The organism is Bradyrhizobium manausense (genome assembly GCF_018131105.1).
GTDB classification, from domain to species: Bacteria; Pseudomonadota; Alphaproteobacteria; order Rhizobiales; family Xanthobacteraceae; genus Bradyrhizobium; species Bradyrhizobium manausense_B.
The window spans coordinates 2,228,582-2,243,855 of the sequence record NZ_JAFCJI010000001.1 but is presented as its reverse complement, the minus strand read 5'-3'; the positions used below and the strand labels follow the sequence as shown (position 1 = coordinate 2,243,855).

Here is a 15,274-nt window from a genome sequence, read left to right as displayed (position 1 = left end):
GATGGCTGGCTCGACCAGCATCGCGCGGCGTGCGAGCTACCCCGCGCAGCTGGTTGCGGTCGCGGGTCATGCACTGGCGCAGCTCGTGCGCGCGCCCTCGCATTCGCGTCGCGCCGCGGCCGCGCGAAAACTGGCGCGGCATTCGCTCTGGCTGAGTGCAGTCGGCGCGGCCTTGATTATCGTGCTGATGCTCGCGTTTGATCGAACCGAGATCCAGCTGATGCCGGCGCGCGGCACGCCGGCGCTCTGGCCGATCCGCATCTTCACCGATTTCGGCAAGGACGAGAATGTGCTCTCGGTACTGGGCTTGGCGCTGCTGATCGTGGCAATCGTTGCTGCCGGAATGCACGGCACCCGCCGTGCGCTGCTGCTCGGCTTCGGGACGAGACTGCAATATCTGTTTCTGTCTGTTGCGTTGTCGGTGTTCGTCACCGAGATCCTGAAATATCTCATCGGCCGCGGGCGTCCGTTCGTCGGCGGCAAGGCCGATCCGTTCAACTTCATACCGCTCGAAGGCACGGGGGCCTATTCCAGCCTGCCGTCCGGGCATGCGGTGACGGCGTTCGCTCTGGCCTTTGCGGTCTCGGCGCTCTGGCCACGCTTGCGCGTATTCATGTTCACTTACGCAATCGTGATCCTGCTGACGCGCCTGGTGCTGCTCGCGCACCACCCGAGTGACGTCACGGCGGGCGCCCTGGTCGGCATGGTCGGCGCCATGGCGGTCCGCTACTGGTTTGCGGCGCGCCGGCTCGGCTTTGCCATCCAGGCCGACGGCACCATCGTGCCGCTTCCCGGACGCCTCAAAAGGGTTGCCCGCGGGGCATCTGCCCCATAAAAGCGGCTGCTTCCCGGGGGAGCGGTTCCCCAGGGTCGCGGGCCAATTCCAACCACGAGCTTTCGATTTGTCGTCGTCCCAGCCTTCGGTTTCCATCGTCGTTCCCGTGCGCAACGAAGCCGACAACATCGCACCGCTGATCGCGGAGATCACGGCCGCGCTCGACGGCCGCTGGGCCTATGAGATCATCTACGTCAACGACGGCTCGACCGATGCGACCGGCGAGCGGCTCGCAGGCCTCATGGCGCAGCGGGACAATCTGCGGCAGTTGCGTCATGCCAAATCCGGAGGCCAGTCGGCGGCGGTGCGCAGCGGCGTGCGCGCCGCCCGCGGTACGATCGTGGCAACGCTCGACGGCGACGGCCAGAACAATCCGGCCTTCCTGCCGGACCTGATCGCGGCGGTCGAGAAGGGCGCCAATGTCGGGCTCGCCGCGGGACAGCGCGTCGGGCGCAAGGACACCGGCTTCAAGAAATTCCAGTCGCGGGTCGCCAACAAGGTCCGCAATGCGATCCTCCAGGATGGCACACGCGATACCGGCTGCGGGCTGAAGGCGTTCCGGCGCGAAGTGTTCCTGACGATGCCTTATTTCGACGGGCTGCACCGCTTCCTGCCGGCGCTCGTCCGTCGCGAAGGTTACGACATCGCCTATGTCGACGTGATCGACCGGCCGCGCCATTCCGGTGTGTCCAATTACGGCTTCTTCGACCGGCTGTGGATCGGGATCATGGATCTCGCCGGCGTGTGGTGGCTGATCCGCCGCAAGAAGCCCACTCCAGACGTGACCGAGGTAAAGGCATGATCATCCAGTTCGGTCAGGCATTGCACAATTACTTCTATGACGTCTTCGTCGCCAAGTTCGATTTCTGGCTCGCCTTCGGCCTGGTCGCGCAGCTGTTCTTCACCGCGCGCTTCCTGGTGCAGTGGATCGCGAGCGAGCGGGCCGGCAACAGCGTGGTGCCGATGGCGTTCTGGTTCTGCTCGATGGGCGGGGGCCTGATGACGCTGGTCTACGGTGTCGTGAAGCGCGAGCCCATCATCATCCTCGGACAGGCGCTGGCGACGATCATCTACATCCGCAACATCATGCTGATCATCAAGAACCGCGGCCGCGCCTCGAAGACGCTGGACCGCTGATTCCTGCCGCTAGCGCGGTAGCGCTGTGGCGCCTGAGGCGGGCAGGGCGGCTGCCTCCGCCTCGGTCCTGCGATAAGGCTCGCCTGCCGCATCCAGCACGGGATAAGCGACCGAGCAGATATGCGAGTGGATACGGCGCAGATCGCGCAGCACGTCCAGATGCAGCGACGTGGTCTCGATGGTTTCGGGGCGGCCCTCGCGCAGGCGGTCGAGATGGCGCTCGACGGCGGCAAGCTCGGTGTTCTTCAGCGCGGTCTTTTCCACCAGCAGCTTGCGGGCCTCGTTGGCATCGCCCGACATGAACACACCGAAGGCGATCCGGAGCGAGTCCATCGTGCGCTTGTGAAAGGCCGCGAGCTCGTCGGCGCCCTCGGGCGAGAACTGGAAGCGCCGCTTGATCTTCTTGGTGGCGAGCTCGCTCAGATTCTTGTCGATGATGTCGCCGATATGCTCGAGATTGATGGCGAAGGAAATGATCTCCATCGCGCGCCGGCCCTCGCTCTCGTCAAGACTGCCGCGGGTCAGCTTCGTGACGTAGAGCTTGATGGCCTCGTCGAGACTGTCGACGACATTGTCGGTCTTCGAGACCTGATCGACCAGCGACCGGTCGCCGGTCATCATCGCGGCCATGACCTTGCGCAGCATGGTTTCGACCAGATCGCCCATGCGGAGCGTCTCGCGGGCGGCATCGGCGAGCGCGAGCGAGGGCGTCTCCAGCGCGGTCTCGTCGAGGTAGCGCGGCCGGGCCGGGTCGGTTTCCTGCACGCGATCCGGCAGGACGCGGGTCAGCAGGCGCGACATGGTGTCGAGCAGGCCGATGAAGAGGACGGCTGTGCCGACATTGAAAGCGATGTGGAACGCCGCGATCATCTTGGCAAGGTCAGGCTGCCAGGCATGCATATGAGTTGCGATCGTACCCAGGAATGGCGAGACGAGCGCAATGCCGATGATACGGTTCACCAGATTGCCGACCGGCAAGCGATAGCTCGCGGGATCGTCGCGCCTGGCGCCTTCAAACACGGGATTGACGGCGCTGCCGAGATTGGCCCCGAGCACCAGAGCCAGCGCCGCATCTGATGTGATGAACTGCGAATAGGCGAGCGACATGATCAGCAGCACGCTGGCGACGCTCGAATGCACGGCCCAGGTCAGGAGCGCGGCGATGATGATGCACAGGATGGGGTCGCCGGTGATGGCCGACATCACGATGCGCACACCAGGTGCGTTCTCCGCCGGCGCCAGCGTATCGAGCAGGATATGCAGCGACAGCAGCATCAAGCCGAGGCCGATCAAGATGCGGCCGATATCCTTGATCCGCGAGCGCGGGCCGGAGCGGAAGGCGACGAGGCCGAGCACGAACAGCACGGGCGCGACGGCTGCGATGTTGAACGAGAGCGCCTGCACGATCAGGGTCGTGCCGACATTGGCCCCCAGCATGATGGCGAGCGCGGCGACGAGGCTGAGCAGGCCCTCGGCGGCGAAGGAGCTGGTGAGGAGCGCTGTCGCCGTGCTGCTCTGAAGCAGTGCGGTGAGGCCGAGGCCCGCGGCGAACGCGCTGAAGCGGTTGCCGAGAGCCTTGCCGAGCAGGCGTCGCAGATCCGGGCCAAAGGCGCGCAGGATGCCGCTCTGGACCATGTGCAGGCCCCACAGCAGCAGCGCAACGCCGCCCATCAGGTCGAGCAGAACCAACGTTCCCATGCTCCGTGTCCAGATTGAGAGTCGATTGGTGAGGCTAGCGCCAAATGCTTGAGGTTCAAACCATTTGTTGGCGCGTCGGCGTTAACGTCTGCGCGCCATGCCCGTTCCCGCGGCCCGCCTTGGCGCGGCCGCGGGCCCGTTGTCTTTTGTGAGCAGGCTCACATGGCCGCTTTGAGGGCAGCGAAGCCGCGATCGAGATCGGCCTTGAGGTCGTCGACGCTCTCGAGCCCGATGTGGAGTCGCAGCGTCGGGCCACCCGGCGCCCATTTGGTCGCGGTCCGATAGCCGTCGCAGTCGAAGGGAATCGCAAGGCTCTCGAAGCCGCCCCAGGAGAAGCCCATGCCAAACAGCTTGAGCGTGTTGAGCATGGTGTCGACGGCGCTCTGCGGTGCCGGCTTCAGCACGATGCTGAACAGGCCCGAGGCGCCGGTGAAGTCGCGCTTCCAGATCGCATGGCCCGGATCGGTCTCGAGCCCCGGATGCAGCACGCGCGCGACCTCGGGGCGGCCAGCCAGCCAACGCGCCATGTCGAGGCCGGAGCGATGATGCTGCGCGAGCCGCACCGACAGCGTGCGCAGGCCGCGCAGTGCGAGGAAGACGTCGTCGGGACCGGCGCAGACGCCGAGCAGGCGGATGCCTTCCGAGACTTGCGGCCAGGACTTGGCGTTGGCCGAGATCGTGCCGAACATGATATCCGAATGGCCGCCGATATATTTGGTGGCGGCCTGCATGCTGATGTCGACGCCCTGTTCGAGCGAGCGGTGATAGAGCGGCGTCGCCCAGGTGTTGTCGTCGATGACGAGCGCGTCACGCGCATGCGCGACCTCGGCGATGGCACGGATGTCGGGCATCTCGAAGGATTGCGAGCCGGGCGCCTCGACCAGCACCGCGCGGGTATTCGGCTTGAACAGTTTTTCGACGCCGGCGCCGATCAGCGGGTCGAAATAGGTGGTCTCGACGCCGTAACGGGCGAGCATGCCGTTGCAGAAATTGCGCGAGGGCCGGTAGATGTTGTCGGCGACCAGCAGATGGTCGCCGGTCTTCAACACCGAGAGCAGGGTGGTCGAGATCGCCGACAGGCCCGACGGCACGATGCCGACGCCGGCGCATTGCGGTCCCTCCAGCGCCATCAGCGTGTCCTGGAACGCCCTGGTCGTCGGAGTGCCGTGACGGCCATAGGTGAACTCGCCGCGATGGGCGTGCAGATCCTCGGCGGTCGGATAGAGCACGGTCGAGCCATGGAACACCGGTGGATTGACGAACCCCTTCTGCGCCTTGGTGTCGCGGCCGGAGGTGACCAGCCGGGTTTCGGCATGCTGCTGTGCGGGGTGCGAGGAATCCATGCGTCTGCTTTCAAAAAGCGTCTCCGCCGGGCGCGGATCGCACGGCCGGGGCGGCCATCAGGCCGCGAACGTTAATAACAGAACACAGAAGAGTCCCGTCAACCCCTTGACCCGGCTCGCCAGTCGTTCTGTGATGCGCAGGTGCTATTCAGTCGCCGCATGTTGAGGGGCAGCCGCGACCTTCGATCCATCGTCTGACCGGACTTTGCGCCACAGCCACAACGGCGGGCGCCTGCGGCAGGGATTAGGGTATGGCGTATGGCCTCTCGGGATGGGCGAGTGTTCGGCAAGGTTTTCCAGCATGACTCTTGCAGGGCAGGCCCTAAGTAGGATTGCCCTGGCAGAGACGATCCTGAGACAACATTCCTGATCTTGAGACGACCTTGAAAGGCCTTTTGCCCATGAAACGCGTAACTCTGGCTCTTACTTTCGCTCTCGCCGCCGGCCTGACTGCTCAAGCCGCCGATGCGCAAACGCTCAAGACCGTCAAGGACCGGGGCACATTGTCCTGCGGCGTCAGCGAGGGTCTGCCGGGCTTCTCGAACCCCGACGACAAGGGGAACTGGAGCGGGATCGACGTCGACGTCTGCCGCGCCATTGCGGCCGCCATCTTCAACGATCCGACCAAGGTCAAGTTCGTGCCGACCTCGGCCAAGAACCGCTTCACCGCGCTGCAGTCCGGCGAGATCGACGTGCTGTCGCGCAACAGCACCTGGACCCTCTCGCGCGATACCTCGCTCGGCGCCAACTTCACCGGCGTGACCTATTATGACGGACAGGGCTTCATGGTGAAAAAGTCCCTCAAGGTGAATTCGGCCCTTGAGCTCAACAGCGCCTCTGTCTGCGTCCAGACCGGCACCACCACCGAGCAGAATCTCGCGGACTACTTCAAGGCCAACAATATGAAGTACGAAGTGATCGCGTTCGGCGGCCTCGATGAAACGATCAAGGCCTATGAAGCCGGCCGCTGCGACGTCTACACCACCGACCAGTCGGGACTTTACGCCAGTCGTCTGAAGTTCGCCAATCCCAACGACCACATGGTTCTGCCGGAGATCATCTCGAAGGAGCCGCTCGGACCGATGGTGCGCCATGGCGATGACCAGTGGTTCGACCTCGTGAAATGGACGCTGTTCGCCATGGTGACCGCCGAAGAGCTCGGGATCACCTCGAAGAACGTCGACGAGAAAGCCAAGATGGAGAATCCGGAGCTGAAACGCGTTCTCGGCACCGACGGCAATTTCGGCGAACAGCTCGGTGTGACCAAGGACTGGGTCGTCCGGATCGTGAAGTCCGTCGGCAATTACGGCGAGGTGTTCGATCGCAATGTCGGTGCGGGCTCGCCGCTCGCCATCAGCCGTGGTCTGAACAATCTCTGGAACAAGGGTGGTCTCCAGTACGCGCCGCCGATCCGCTGATCGCGCTCGATCAGCGGGCGCACGGCAATGAGCACCGAGGCTCGTAAACCGCCGCTCCAGATCGCCCTGAAGATCAGGCGCATTCTGGGCGGCAAGGCAGGCTGGAACGGCGTCGCCGTCCAGTTTGCCTTCGCGGCGGTTCTCGGCTGGATCGCCTACGAGATCATCTCCAACGCCCGCGCCAATCTCGAAAACCAGCACATTGCCGCGGGCTTCGGCTTCCTCAGCAACAACGCCGGCTTCGACGTCAACCAGACCCTGATCTCCTACACCGGCTCGGACACGTTCCTGCGGGTGTTCGTGGTCGGGTTGTTGAATACGCTCGCGGTCTCTGCGGTGGGCATCGTGTTCGCCACGGTGATCGGCTTCATCGTCGCGCTGTGCCGGCTGTCGCCGAACTGGCTGGTCTCGCGGATCGGCGAGATCTATGTCGAGCTCATCCGCAACCTGCCGCTGCTGTTCCAGATCCTCTTCTGGTACTTGGCGGTCCTCGCGGCGCTGCCCAATCCCAGGCAAAGCATCTCGCTGTTCGGCGTCGCCTTCATCAGCAATCGCGGCCTCGTCATTCCAGAGCCGATCGGCCAGGCCGGATTAGGGCCGTTCCTGGCAGTGTTGGGAGTGGGCATCGTCGTGGCGCTGGCGTTGCGCATCCATGCGCGGCGGGCCTTGTTTTTGCGCGGGCAGATGATCCGCATCTGGCCCTATGTGCTGGGCCTCGTGATCGGGTTGCCGCTCATCACCATGCTGGTGTTCGGTCAGCCCTTCACCGTCGAGCTGCCGCAGCTCAAGGGTTTCAACTTCGCCGGCGGTGCCCGCATCATTCCGGAATTCGTCGCGCTGACCTTGGCGCTGTCGACCTACACGGCGGCCTTCATCGCCGAGATCGTGCGCGCCGGCATCCTGTCGGTCCACAAGGGCCAGATGGAGGCGGGGTCCTCGCTGGGCCTGAGCCGAGGTACCACGCTGCGGCTGATCGTGGTGCCGCAGGCGATGCGCGTGATCGTGCCGCCGCTGACCAACCAGTATCTCAACCTCACCAAAAACTCCTCGCTGGCGGTCGCGATCGGCTATCCCGATCTCGTGTCGGTCTGGGCCGGCACGTCGCTGAGCCAGACAGGCCAGGCGATCGAGATCATCGCCATGACGATGGGCGTCTACCTGCTGATCTCGCTGTTCACCAGCTTCGTGATGAGCATCTATGGCTGGCGCCTCAATCGGAGTCTTGGCGCATGACGGATATCACGGCGTCATCCTTTGTCCGCCAGGATCTGGTCGTCGAGCGTCCGGCACCGGTCAAGACGTCAGGTTTTGTCGGGACTCTGCGCACGCGCCTGTTCAACTCGCCGTCCAATATCCTGCTCACGATCATCGGCGCGCTGCTGCTCTGGTTCACCATCATTCCGTCGGTCAAGTTCCTGATCGTCAATGCGGTCTGGAGCGGTCACGACCGCAGCGCCTGTCTGGCCGAGTACGGTGCCTGCTGGCCCTACATTCATGCCAAGCTGCCCCAGCTGATCTACGGCTTTTATCCCGAGGCCGAGCGCTGGCGGGTCAATTTCGCGCTGATCCTGGCGGCAGTCCTGCTGGTGCCGTTGCTGATTCCGCGCCTGCCGGCCAAGGGGCTGAACGCCAGCCTGTTCTTCTTCGCCTTTCCAGTCGTTGCGTTTTTCCTGCTGCATGGCGGCGGCATCACCGGTTTCGGCGTCAGCTGGACCGCCGGCCTGCTGGAATTGTTCGACGACAGCATCATCAGCGCGGGGCAGGTGTTGCTCAGCCTGAGCGAGACGTCGGTGATCGCGCCGCTGCTATGGGGGGTCGGCACTCTGATCGTTCTGGTCGGCAACGCCATCCATTGGCTGATCTTCCCGCTGACCTGGCTGCGGGATCAGCTTGAGAGTTCGGGTCAGTCGCTCTGGACCGACTTTGTGATCACGACCGCCGTCGTGTCCTTGATTGCCTTCGTCATTGGCGGCGGCGCGCGCGCGGGATGGCGGCCCTTGGCGGCCAGCATCGCGGCGTTCATTGGGATCGCTGCCGTCATCAAGCTGATGGGGCTCGATCACGGCGGACTTCCCGTCGTGCAGACGAGACTGTGGGGCGGTCTCCTGGTGACCCTCGTGGTTTCGGTCGCCGGCATTGTCACCTCGCTACCGATCGGCATTGCGCTGGCACTTGCCCGTCGGTCCACCATTCCGTTGATACGGATCTTCGCGATCACCTTCATCGAGTTCTGGCGCGGCGTGCCGCTGATCACAGTGCTGTTCTTCGCCACCTACATGCTGCCTCTGTTCCTGCCCGGCAATTTCACGGTCGACGGCCTCGTCCGCGCGCTGATCGGCATCGCGCTGTTCACGGGCGCCTACCAGGCCGAGAACGTCCGCGGCGGGCTCGCAGCGATCCCGCGCGGGCAGAGCGAGGCCGCGGCGGCCCTCGGCTTGTCCTGGTGGAAGACGACGTCGCTGATCGTGCTGCCGCAGGCGCTTCGTCATGTGATCCCGAATCTCGTCAACAGCTTCATCTCGCTGTTCAAGGACACCTCGCTGGTGTCGATCGTCGCGCTGTTCGATCTGCTGGGCTCGCTGCGCGCCTCGTTCGCGGATCCCAAATGGTCGGCGCCGTCGACGCTGTTTACCGGCTTTGCCTTCGCCGGCATCATCTACTTCATCTTCTGCTTTGGAATGTCGCGCTACTCGCTCTTCGTCGAGCGCCGCCTCAACGCCCACCGTCGCAACTGATCGAGCTCACCATGTCAGAACCCATCGTCAGTATTTCCGGCCTCAACAAATGGTACGGCGAATTTCACGTGCTCCGCGACATCGACCTCGAGGTCAATAAGGGCGAGCGCATCGTGATCTGCGGTCCCTCGGGCTCGGGCAAGTCGACCTTGATCCGCTGCATCAACGCGCTCGAGGAGTTCCAGGAGGGCGAGATCGTCGTCGACGGCATCGAACTCGGACCGAACCTCAAGCATGTCGATGCAGTGCGCCGCGAGGTCGGCATGGTGTTCCAGAGCTTCAATCTGTTCCCCCATCTGACGGTGCTGGACAATTGCACGCTGGCGCCGATCTGGGTGCGCAACATGCCCAAGAAGGACGCCGAGGCGGCCGCCATGAAATTCCTGGAGCGGGTCAAGATCCCGCACCAGGCCAACAAATTCCCGGGCCAGATGTCCGGCGGTCAGCAGCAGCGTGTCGCCATCGCCCGTGCCCTCACCATGAACCCGAAGGTGATGCTGTTCGACGAGCCGACCTCGGCGCTCGACCCCGAAATGGTCAAGGAGGTCCTCGACACCATGGTCGATCTGGCCGGGGAGGGCATGACCATGCTGGTCGTCACCCACGAGATGGGCTTTGCCAAGGAAGTCGCCAACCGCGTCGTGTTCATGGACGCGGGCCAGATCATCGAAGCCAACACGCCGAACGAATTCTTCGCCACGCCCCAGCACGCCCGTACGAAACTGTTCCTGAGCCAGATCCTGCGCTGATGTCGGGGATATCCCGGGGGCGCCGCTGAGCGGCCGGCGCGGCAGGCGAATCAGCTAGACTCGTCGTGGGCCATCCCTCGGAGAGCGACCTTGCAGAGCAGCGCCGGTGCGCGCGCGTTCCAGAACGCGCGATTGCAGAAGAAATCCAGGAAGCAGGCAGAGGCCATCCTCTCCACGGCGAATGCGGCCTATGGCCAGGGCCGGTACGCTGAGACCGAAGCGCTCTGTCGCCAGATCCTGAGTGAGCTCCCGGAGCATTTCGGCGCCCTGCATCTGCTGGGATTGTGCGCGTTTGCAGCTCAGCATTTCGAAGCGGCCAAACAGGCTCTCAAGCAGGCCGTAACCGTCGACCCGCGCTCGGCCCAGGCCTTTTCCGATTTGGGAGCGACGCACTTCGCGCTGGGGCAATTTGAGGAAGCGCGCACGTACCTGGAAAAGGCGATCGCGTTGAAGCCGGGCTTCCCGATGGCCCTGGCCAATCTCGGCAACGCCCTGCTGCACTTGAACCAGGTCGAGCAGGCCATTGAGCTCTACGATCGGGCCATCAAGCTGAAGCCCGACTATGTCGACGCGCTGTGCAATCGCGGCCTGGCCGCGCTGGCCGTGCAACAGTTTGACCGCGCCCGGCAAAGCTTCGAGCGGACCTTGCTGTTTCAGCCGCGACACGTGGAGGCACTCGTCGGCAAGGGTTTGGTCAATATCGAGCTCAAGAACTACGACGAGGCGAAGAGCGCGCTTGAAGCGGCGCTCGCGCTCAGGCCGGGTTCGGCGAAGATCCTGGCGAACCGTGGACGGGTCAATCTCGAGCTGTCGCTGATGGAACAGGCGGCGGCCGATTTTGACGCCGCACTTGCGATTTCCCCCAAGCTCGAAGTGGCCTTGCAGGGCAAGGCACAGGTCTCGCTCAACATGGGGAATACGGCGCAGGCCATGTTGGCCTGTACGACGTTGCTCGAGGAAAATCCGCGCTCCGCGGTCGCGATGGCGCTGCTCAGCGCCTGCTTTGCAAACCAGGGCGAGATCGCATCCGCGATCGAGCTTCTCGACGCGGCGGTGGCCATTGCGCCTGATCCGGGCTTGATCGGGCGAAAGATCTTCTTTCTCGACTTTCTCGCCGACGCCGATTTCGCGGTCCAGCAGGCCGCGCGAAAGCATTGGTGGGACGCGATCGGCACGAGGTTGCCGCAGAGGACGCTTTCGCCGAGGTCGCTGGATCCCAACAGACGGATCGTCATCGGTTATGTCTCGGCCGAATTCTGGTACCACTCGGCGGCGTTCGCGCTGTTGCCGGTGCTGCGCCATCACGATCGCGCCAAGTTCGAGATCGTCTGCTACGCGTGCTCCTCGACGCAGGACGAGGTGACCGCCAGGTTCAAGCAATTGGCCGATGTCTGGGTCGACGCCTGGCAGCTGTCGGATGACGAACTGGCCGATCGCATTCAGGCCGACAACGTCGATATCCTGATCGACGTATCGGGGCATACCACCGGCAACAGGCTTCCTGTGTTTGCGCGCAAGCCGGCCCCTATCCAGGTCACGGCCTTCGGACATGCGTCCGGCACTGGCCTTAAGACCATGGACTACGTGCTTGCAGACTCCGTTTTCATTCCGCAATCGGCGCGGCATCTGCTGGCCGAGAAGGTCTATGACCTGCCGTGCCTGAACACGCTGGATCCCATCTTGGATGTGCCGCCTTCGGAGCTTCCGATGCTCCGCAATGGTTACGTGACCTTCGGCGTGTTCAACCGCATCAACAAGATCTCGGACGACGCCATCCGCGTGTGGTCGAAGTTGATGCGCGAGGTGACGGGATCGAGGATCATCCTGAAGCACACGCTGCTCGACGATCCCCTGGTGCGCGAGCGCCTGCTCGCCCGATTTGTGGCGCACGGTATTGCCGAGGCTGACATCACCTGTCTGGGCATGACCCCGCGCCACGAACATCTGCGGGCTTTTGCCGAGGTCGATATTTCGCTCGATCCATTCCCGCAGAATGGCGGCATCAGCACGTGGGAATCGCTCTATGCCGGCGTGCCCGTCATTGCCAGGCTCGGCAATGCGTCCTCGTCGCGTGCCGGCGCCTCGATCGTCGCGGCCGTCGGACTTAACGACTGGGTCGCCGAGGACGATGATGGCTATGCCGCGATTGCTTGCAAGTTCGCGAGACAGCCGGATCACCTGGCGAAGCTGCGCGCGGGCTTGCCGGCACAGATCGCGGCTTCGCCCGCGGGCAATGTCGAGATTTACGCGGGCAGGGTCGACGCGGCCTATCGCCAGTTCTGGCGGGATTATTGTGCGGCAGCATCCCCTGAACCGTAAAATTCTACGCAATTCGATCGCGGGCCAAAAACCATGCCGCCAGCGATATCTCGCCGTTTCACGCGTCCGAAAGTTCCTTCTGCGCATAAGGCGCAAAAGGGGTGTGTCAGATGCTCGGTTTCGTGTTCGGCCTCAATGCCCGCCTTGGGCGGCTGCATTTCTTCTTCGCCACGGTCGCGCTGGCGATCGTGATGACCGCGATCTGTTTTGCGATCGCGATGGCCGCGCTGCGCACGACCTCGCCGAGCATGGTTCGCGCCGAGGACCTTACTCATCACTGGGCCATCGTCGGTGCGATGGTCTTCTTCGGGCTTGCGACCTTCATGCTGCAATCGATGCGCATCCGCGACATCGGTTGGGATCCGGTCTGCGTCATCCCGGCCTGGATCGCCCTGATGGTCGTCGATCATGTCGTGGCGGGCCGGTTTCCGGCCTGGGCGATCGGCGGGGAACACCAGGGCACGACGGTCGGCGCGCTGGTCAATCTTGCGCTGATGCTTGCGCTTACGTTCTGGCCGGGAGCCGAGAGCGAGGGCGCTTACAGCAATCCCTTCGAGCCGCCTGCGCGTGCTGTCACCAAGCCGTCGACGTCGGACCAGCGCCTTGCGCGCGTGTCGCAAGGCGGAGCGCGTCCGACCTGGGGCTAAGGGCTTGGGGCCAGGGGCCCGCGGCTGACTGCCTGGAGCTAGACGAACGGCAGCTTGATGTTGCTGCGCTTCTCCAGCCACTCCGGCACAGGCAGGTTCTTGGCGCGCATGAAGTCGGCGTTGAACAGCTTTGACTGATAGCGGCTGCCGGAATCGCAGAGAATGGTGACGATGGTCTTGCCGGGCCCAAGCTGCTTGGCGAGACGCATCGCGCCGACAATGTTGATGCCGGTGGATCCGCCGAGGCACAGGCCTTCGTGCTGGAGCAGCTCGTAGATGACAGTCACAGCTTCGGCATCGGGAATGAGATAGGCGTCATCGACCTTCGCGCTCTCGACGATCGCGGTCGCACGGCCGAGCCCGATGCCTTCCGTGATGGAGTCGCCTGATGTCGCCTTGGCGGTGCCGGTCCGGAAATACTCAAACATGCCGGCGCCATGCGGATCGGCGCAGGCGATCCGGATGTCCTTGTTCTTCTCTTTCAGAAAACGGCTGGTGCCGGCGAGCGTGCCGCCGCTGCCGACCGAGCAGACGAAGCCGTCGACCTTGCCGCCGGTCTGCGCCCAGATCTCGGGGCCGGTCGAGTCGTAATGCGCCTTGGCGTTGTCGAGGTTATTCCACTGGTCGGCGAACAGCACGCCGTTCGGCTCGGTCTTGCGCAGCTCATCGGCAAGGCGACGGCCGACATGCTGGTAGTTGTTTGGATTGGAGTAGGGCAGTGCCGGCGATTCCAGCAGCTGCGCGCCGCACAGCTTCAGAAAATCCTTCTTCTCCTGGCTTTGCGTCTCCGGGATCACGATCAGCGTGCGATAGCCGCGTGCGCTTGCGACCACCGCAAGGCCGATGCCGGTGTTGCCGGCGGTCGCTTCGACCACGAGGCCGCCCGGCTTGAGCTCGCCGCGCTTCTCGGCTTCCTGGATCATCCACTTGCCGGCGCGGTCCTTGACCGACTGGCCGGGATTCATGAACTCGGCCTTGCCGAGAATGGTGCAGCCGGTCAGTTCAGACGCGCGCTTGAGTTTGATGAGCGGGGTGTTGCCGATGGCGTCGACAACGTCGTTTTTGATGGTCATGTCAGGCAATTACCGGCTGGTTTCGCGATTGGAGGGCGACCCTAAAGTAGGGTCGCCGGCCACACAAGGCGAGGGGGCAAACTCTTATTGCTGCTTTGCGAAGATGACCTGCCGGACATCGATATTGCCGGACAGGAATCCGGCCTCGCAATAGGCGAGATAGTACTCCCACAGCCGCCGGAACCGGTCGTCGAAGCCGAGCGGTACCAGGCCCGGCCAGGCCGCGCGAAAGTTATTTCGCCAGGTGGCGAGCGTCTTGGCATAATCTTGCCCGAAAATGTGCTCGCGGATGACGGGGACGTTGAAGCGATCTCCGAGCGACTTCAGGACGGCCGGTGAGGGCAGCATGCCGCCGGGAAAGACGTAGCGCTGGATGAAGTCGACCTCGCGCCGGTAGCTCTGGAAAAGCTTGTCCTGAATAGTGATCGCCTGGATGCCGGCAAGGCCCCCCGGCAGCAGCCGGTCGCGCAACTGGGCGAAATAGCGCGGCCAGAACTGCTCGCCGACCGCCTCGATCATCTCGATGGAGGCAATCCGATCGTAGCGGTCGCGCTCGTCGCGATAGTCCTGAAGCCGGATTTCGACCTTCTCGGCGAGGCCCGCCTCGTGGATGCGCCGCTGTGCAAAGTCGCGCTGCTGGGTCGAGATCGTGAGACCCACGACGCGCGCGCCAAACGTCTTGGCAGCGAATTCGGCAAAGCCGCCCCAGCCGCAACCGATCTCGAGAAGCTTCTGGCCCGGCTTCAGGTCGAGCGCCTCGGCGAGGCGGCGGTATTTGTTGGTCTGCGCCGCCGTGAGGTCCGTGGTCGAACCTTCGAACAGCGCCGATGAATAGGTCATGCTCGGATCGAGCCAGGCCGAATAGAACGCGTTGCCGATATCGTAATGGGCGTGGATGTTGCGCCTCGCCTGGCGGCGCGTGTTGCGGTTGAACCAATGCTGCACCATCTGCACGAACCGCATCAACGGCTTGTCGCGCAGCATGGCCTGGATCAGATCGTGGTTGACGCAGAACAGGTAGAGAAACTGCGTCAGATCAGGCGTGTCCCATTCGCCGGCGAGATAGGCTTCGGCAATGCCGATGTCGCCGCCGTTGATGAGACGCGAGGCGACGCCGTAATTGTGCAGACGCATGGTGGCATTCGGACCCGGCTCGTGTCCGCCGAGCCGGATCACGCGGCCATCAGGAAGCGTGACATCGAGCGTCCCGCGCCGCAGCCGCGCCCCGAAGGTCAGCGCAAGACGAGCGATCCGCGGCAGGTCGGCGAGCACTGTTTCGACATCGTCAGGCGCAACCGAAATGGTATTCGACATCGTCAG

13 protein-coding genes are annotated in these 15,274 nt (G+C 63.8%); 9 read left to right on the top strand and 4 right to left on the bottom strand.

The window, feature by feature from the left end; genetic code table 11:
• Window position 1: 1 nt before the first annotated feature.
• The 3 genes from JQ631_RS10525 (at window position 2) to JQ631_RS10515 (ending at window position 1,972) form a co-directional block, all read left to right on the top strand.
• Window positions 2-835: a phosphatase PAP2 family protein gene (locus tag JQ631_RS10525; RefSeq protein WP_212326006.1), complete on the top strand. Its 834-nt coding sequence runs from the start codon at window positions 2-4 to the stop codon at window positions 833-835.
• Between the two features lie 67 nt (window positions 836-902).
• Window positions 903-1,637: a glycosyltransferase family 2 protein gene (locus tag JQ631_RS10520; RefSeq protein ID WP_212326004.1), complete on the top strand. Its 735-nt coding sequence runs from the start codon at window positions 903-905 to the stop codon at window positions 1,635-1,637.
• Window positions 1,634-1,972 carry a lipid-A-disaccharide synthase N-terminal domain-containing protein gene (locus tag JQ631_RS10515; RefSeq protein ID WP_212326002.1) on the top strand — a complete coding sequence of 113 codons (339 nt, stop codon included), beginning with the start codon at window positions 1,634-1,636 and terminating at the stop codon, window positions 1,970-1,972. Before JQ631_RS10520 ends, JQ631_RS10515 begins: the two co-directional genes overlap by 4 nt.
• A 9-nt stretch (window positions 1,973-1,981) precedes the next feature.
• On the opposite strand, the gene JQ631_RS10510 is transcribed toward JQ631_RS10515, so the two are convergent.
• Both JQ631_RS10510 and metC read right to left on the bottom strand, forming a co-directional pair.
• Complete coding sequence (locus tag JQ631_RS10510; RefSeq protein ID WP_212326001.1) at window positions 1,982-3,670, bottom strand: Na/Pi cotransporter family protein; 1,689 nt, start codon at window positions 3,668-3,670, stop codon at window positions 1,982-1,984.
• Between the two features lie 158 nt (window positions 3,671-3,828).
• Window positions 3,829-5,013, bottom strand: a complete 1,185-nt coding sequence (gene metC / locus JQ631_RS10505) for a cystathionine beta-lyase (protein WP_212325999.1) — start codon at window positions 5,011-5,013, stop codon at window positions 3,829-3,831.
• A gap of 401 nt (window positions 5,014-5,414) precedes the next feature.
• Here metC and JQ631_RS10500 point away from each other — a divergent pair, with 401 nt between their 5' ends.
• The 6 genes from JQ631_RS10500 to JQ631_RS10475 all read left to right on the top strand — a co-directional run bounded on the left by JQ631_RS10500 (window position 5,415) and on the right by JQ631_RS10475 (window position 12,881).
• Window positions 5,415-6,431 carry an amino acid ABC transporter substrate-binding protein gene (locus JQ631_RS10500; protein ID WP_212325996.1) on the top strand — a complete coding sequence of 339 codons (1,017 nt, stop codon included), beginning with the start codon at window positions 5,415-5,417 and terminating at the stop codon, window positions 6,429-6,431.
• A gap of 27 nt (window positions 6,432-6,458) precedes the next feature.
• The gene (locus tag JQ631_RS10495; RefSeq protein WP_212325995.1) at window positions 6,459-7,664 is read left to right on the top strand and encodes an amino acid ABC transporter permease; all 1,206 of its coding nucleotides are present in this window, start codon (window positions 6,459-6,461) and stop codon (window positions 7,662-7,664) included.
• Window positions 7,661-9,166, top strand: coding sequence for an amino acid ABC transporter permease (locus JQ631_RS10490; RefSeq protein ID WP_212325994.1), 1,506 nt, complete (start codon window positions 7,661-7,663; stop codon window positions 9,164-9,166). The genes JQ631_RS10495 and JQ631_RS10490 overlap by 4 nt, the downstream gene beginning before the upstream one ends.
• 11 nt (window positions 9,167-9,177) lie before the next feature.
• A complete protein-coding gene (locus JQ631_RS10485; protein ID WP_249160243.1) occupies window positions 9,178-9,915 on the top strand; it encodes an amino acid ABC transporter ATP-binding protein in 738 nt (245 codons plus the stop codon).
• Window positions 9,916-10,005: 90 nt separating this feature from the next.
• Window positions 10,006-12,234, top strand: coding sequence for an O-linked N-acetylglucosamine transferase family protein (locus JQ631_RS10480; protein ID WP_212325993.1), 2,229 nt, complete (start codon window positions 10,006-10,008; stop codon window positions 12,232-12,234).
• A gap of 110 nt (window positions 12,235-12,344) precedes the next feature.
• Window positions 12,345-12,881, top strand: coding sequence for a DUF805 domain-containing protein (locus JQ631_RS10475; protein WP_212325992.1), 537 nt, complete (start codon window positions 12,345-12,347; stop codon window positions 12,879-12,881).
• 38 nt (window positions 12,882-12,919) lie between these two features.
• On the opposite strand, the gene JQ631_RS10470 is transcribed toward JQ631_RS10475, so the two are convergent.
• Together JQ631_RS10470 and JQ631_RS10465 are read right to left on the bottom strand one after the other, a co-directional pair.
• Window positions 12,920-13,954: a cysteine synthase A gene (locus JQ631_RS10470; protein ID WP_212325991.1), complete on the bottom strand. Its 1,035-nt coding sequence runs from the start codon at window positions 13,952-13,954 to the stop codon at window positions 12,920-12,922.
• Between the two features lie 84 nt (window positions 13,955-14,038).
• Window positions 14,039-15,268, bottom strand: coding sequence for an SAM-dependent methyltransferase (locus JQ631_RS10465; RefSeq protein ID WP_212325989.1), 1,230 nt, complete (start codon window positions 15,266-15,268; stop codon window positions 14,039-14,041).
• Between the last annotated feature and the right edge of the window lie 6 nt (window positions 15,269-15,274).

Coding starts and splice junctions, on each gene's coding strand:
- JQ631_RS10525 (WP_212326006.1), top strand. CDS start 2: ATGGCTGGCTCGACCAGCATCGCGCGGCGTGCGAGCTACCCCGCGCAG.
- JQ631_RS10515 (WP_212326002.1), top strand. CDS start 1,634: ATGATCATCCAGTTCGGTCAGGCATTGCACAATTACTTCTATGACGTC.
- JQ631_RS10510 (WP_212326001.1), bottom strand. CDS start 3,670: ATGGGAACGTTGGTTCTGCTCGACCTGATGGGCGGCGTTGCGCTGCTG.
- metC (WP_212325999.1), bottom strand. CDS start 5,013: ATGGATTCCTCGCACCCCGCACAGCAGCATGCCGAAACCCGGCTGGTC.
- JQ631_RS10500 (WP_212325996.1), top strand. CDS start 5,415: ATGAAACGCGTAACTCTGGCTCTTACTTTCGCTCTCGCCGCCGGCCTG.
- JQ631_RS10495 (WP_212325995.1), top strand. CDS start 6,459: ATGAGCACCGAGGCTCGTAAACCGCCGCTCCAGATCGCCCTGAAGATC.
- JQ631_RS10490 (WP_212325994.1), top strand. CDS start 7,661: ATGACGGATATCACGGCGTCATCCTTTGTCCGCCAGGATCTGGTCGTC.
- JQ631_RS10485 (WP_249160243.1), top strand. CDS start 9,178: ATGTCAGAACCCATCGTCAGTATTTCCGGCCTCAACAAATGGTACGGC.
- JQ631_RS10475 (WP_212325992.1), top strand. CDS start 12,345: ATGCTCGGTTTCGTGTTCGGCCTCAATGCCCGCCTTGGGCGGCTGCAT.
- JQ631_RS10470 (WP_212325991.1), bottom strand. CDS start 13,954: ATGACCATCAAAAACGACGTTGTCGACGCCATCGGCAACACCCCGCTC.
- JQ631_RS10465 (WP_212325989.1), bottom strand. CDS start 15,268: ATGTCGAATACCATTTCGGTTGCGCCTGACGATGTCGAAACAGTGCTC.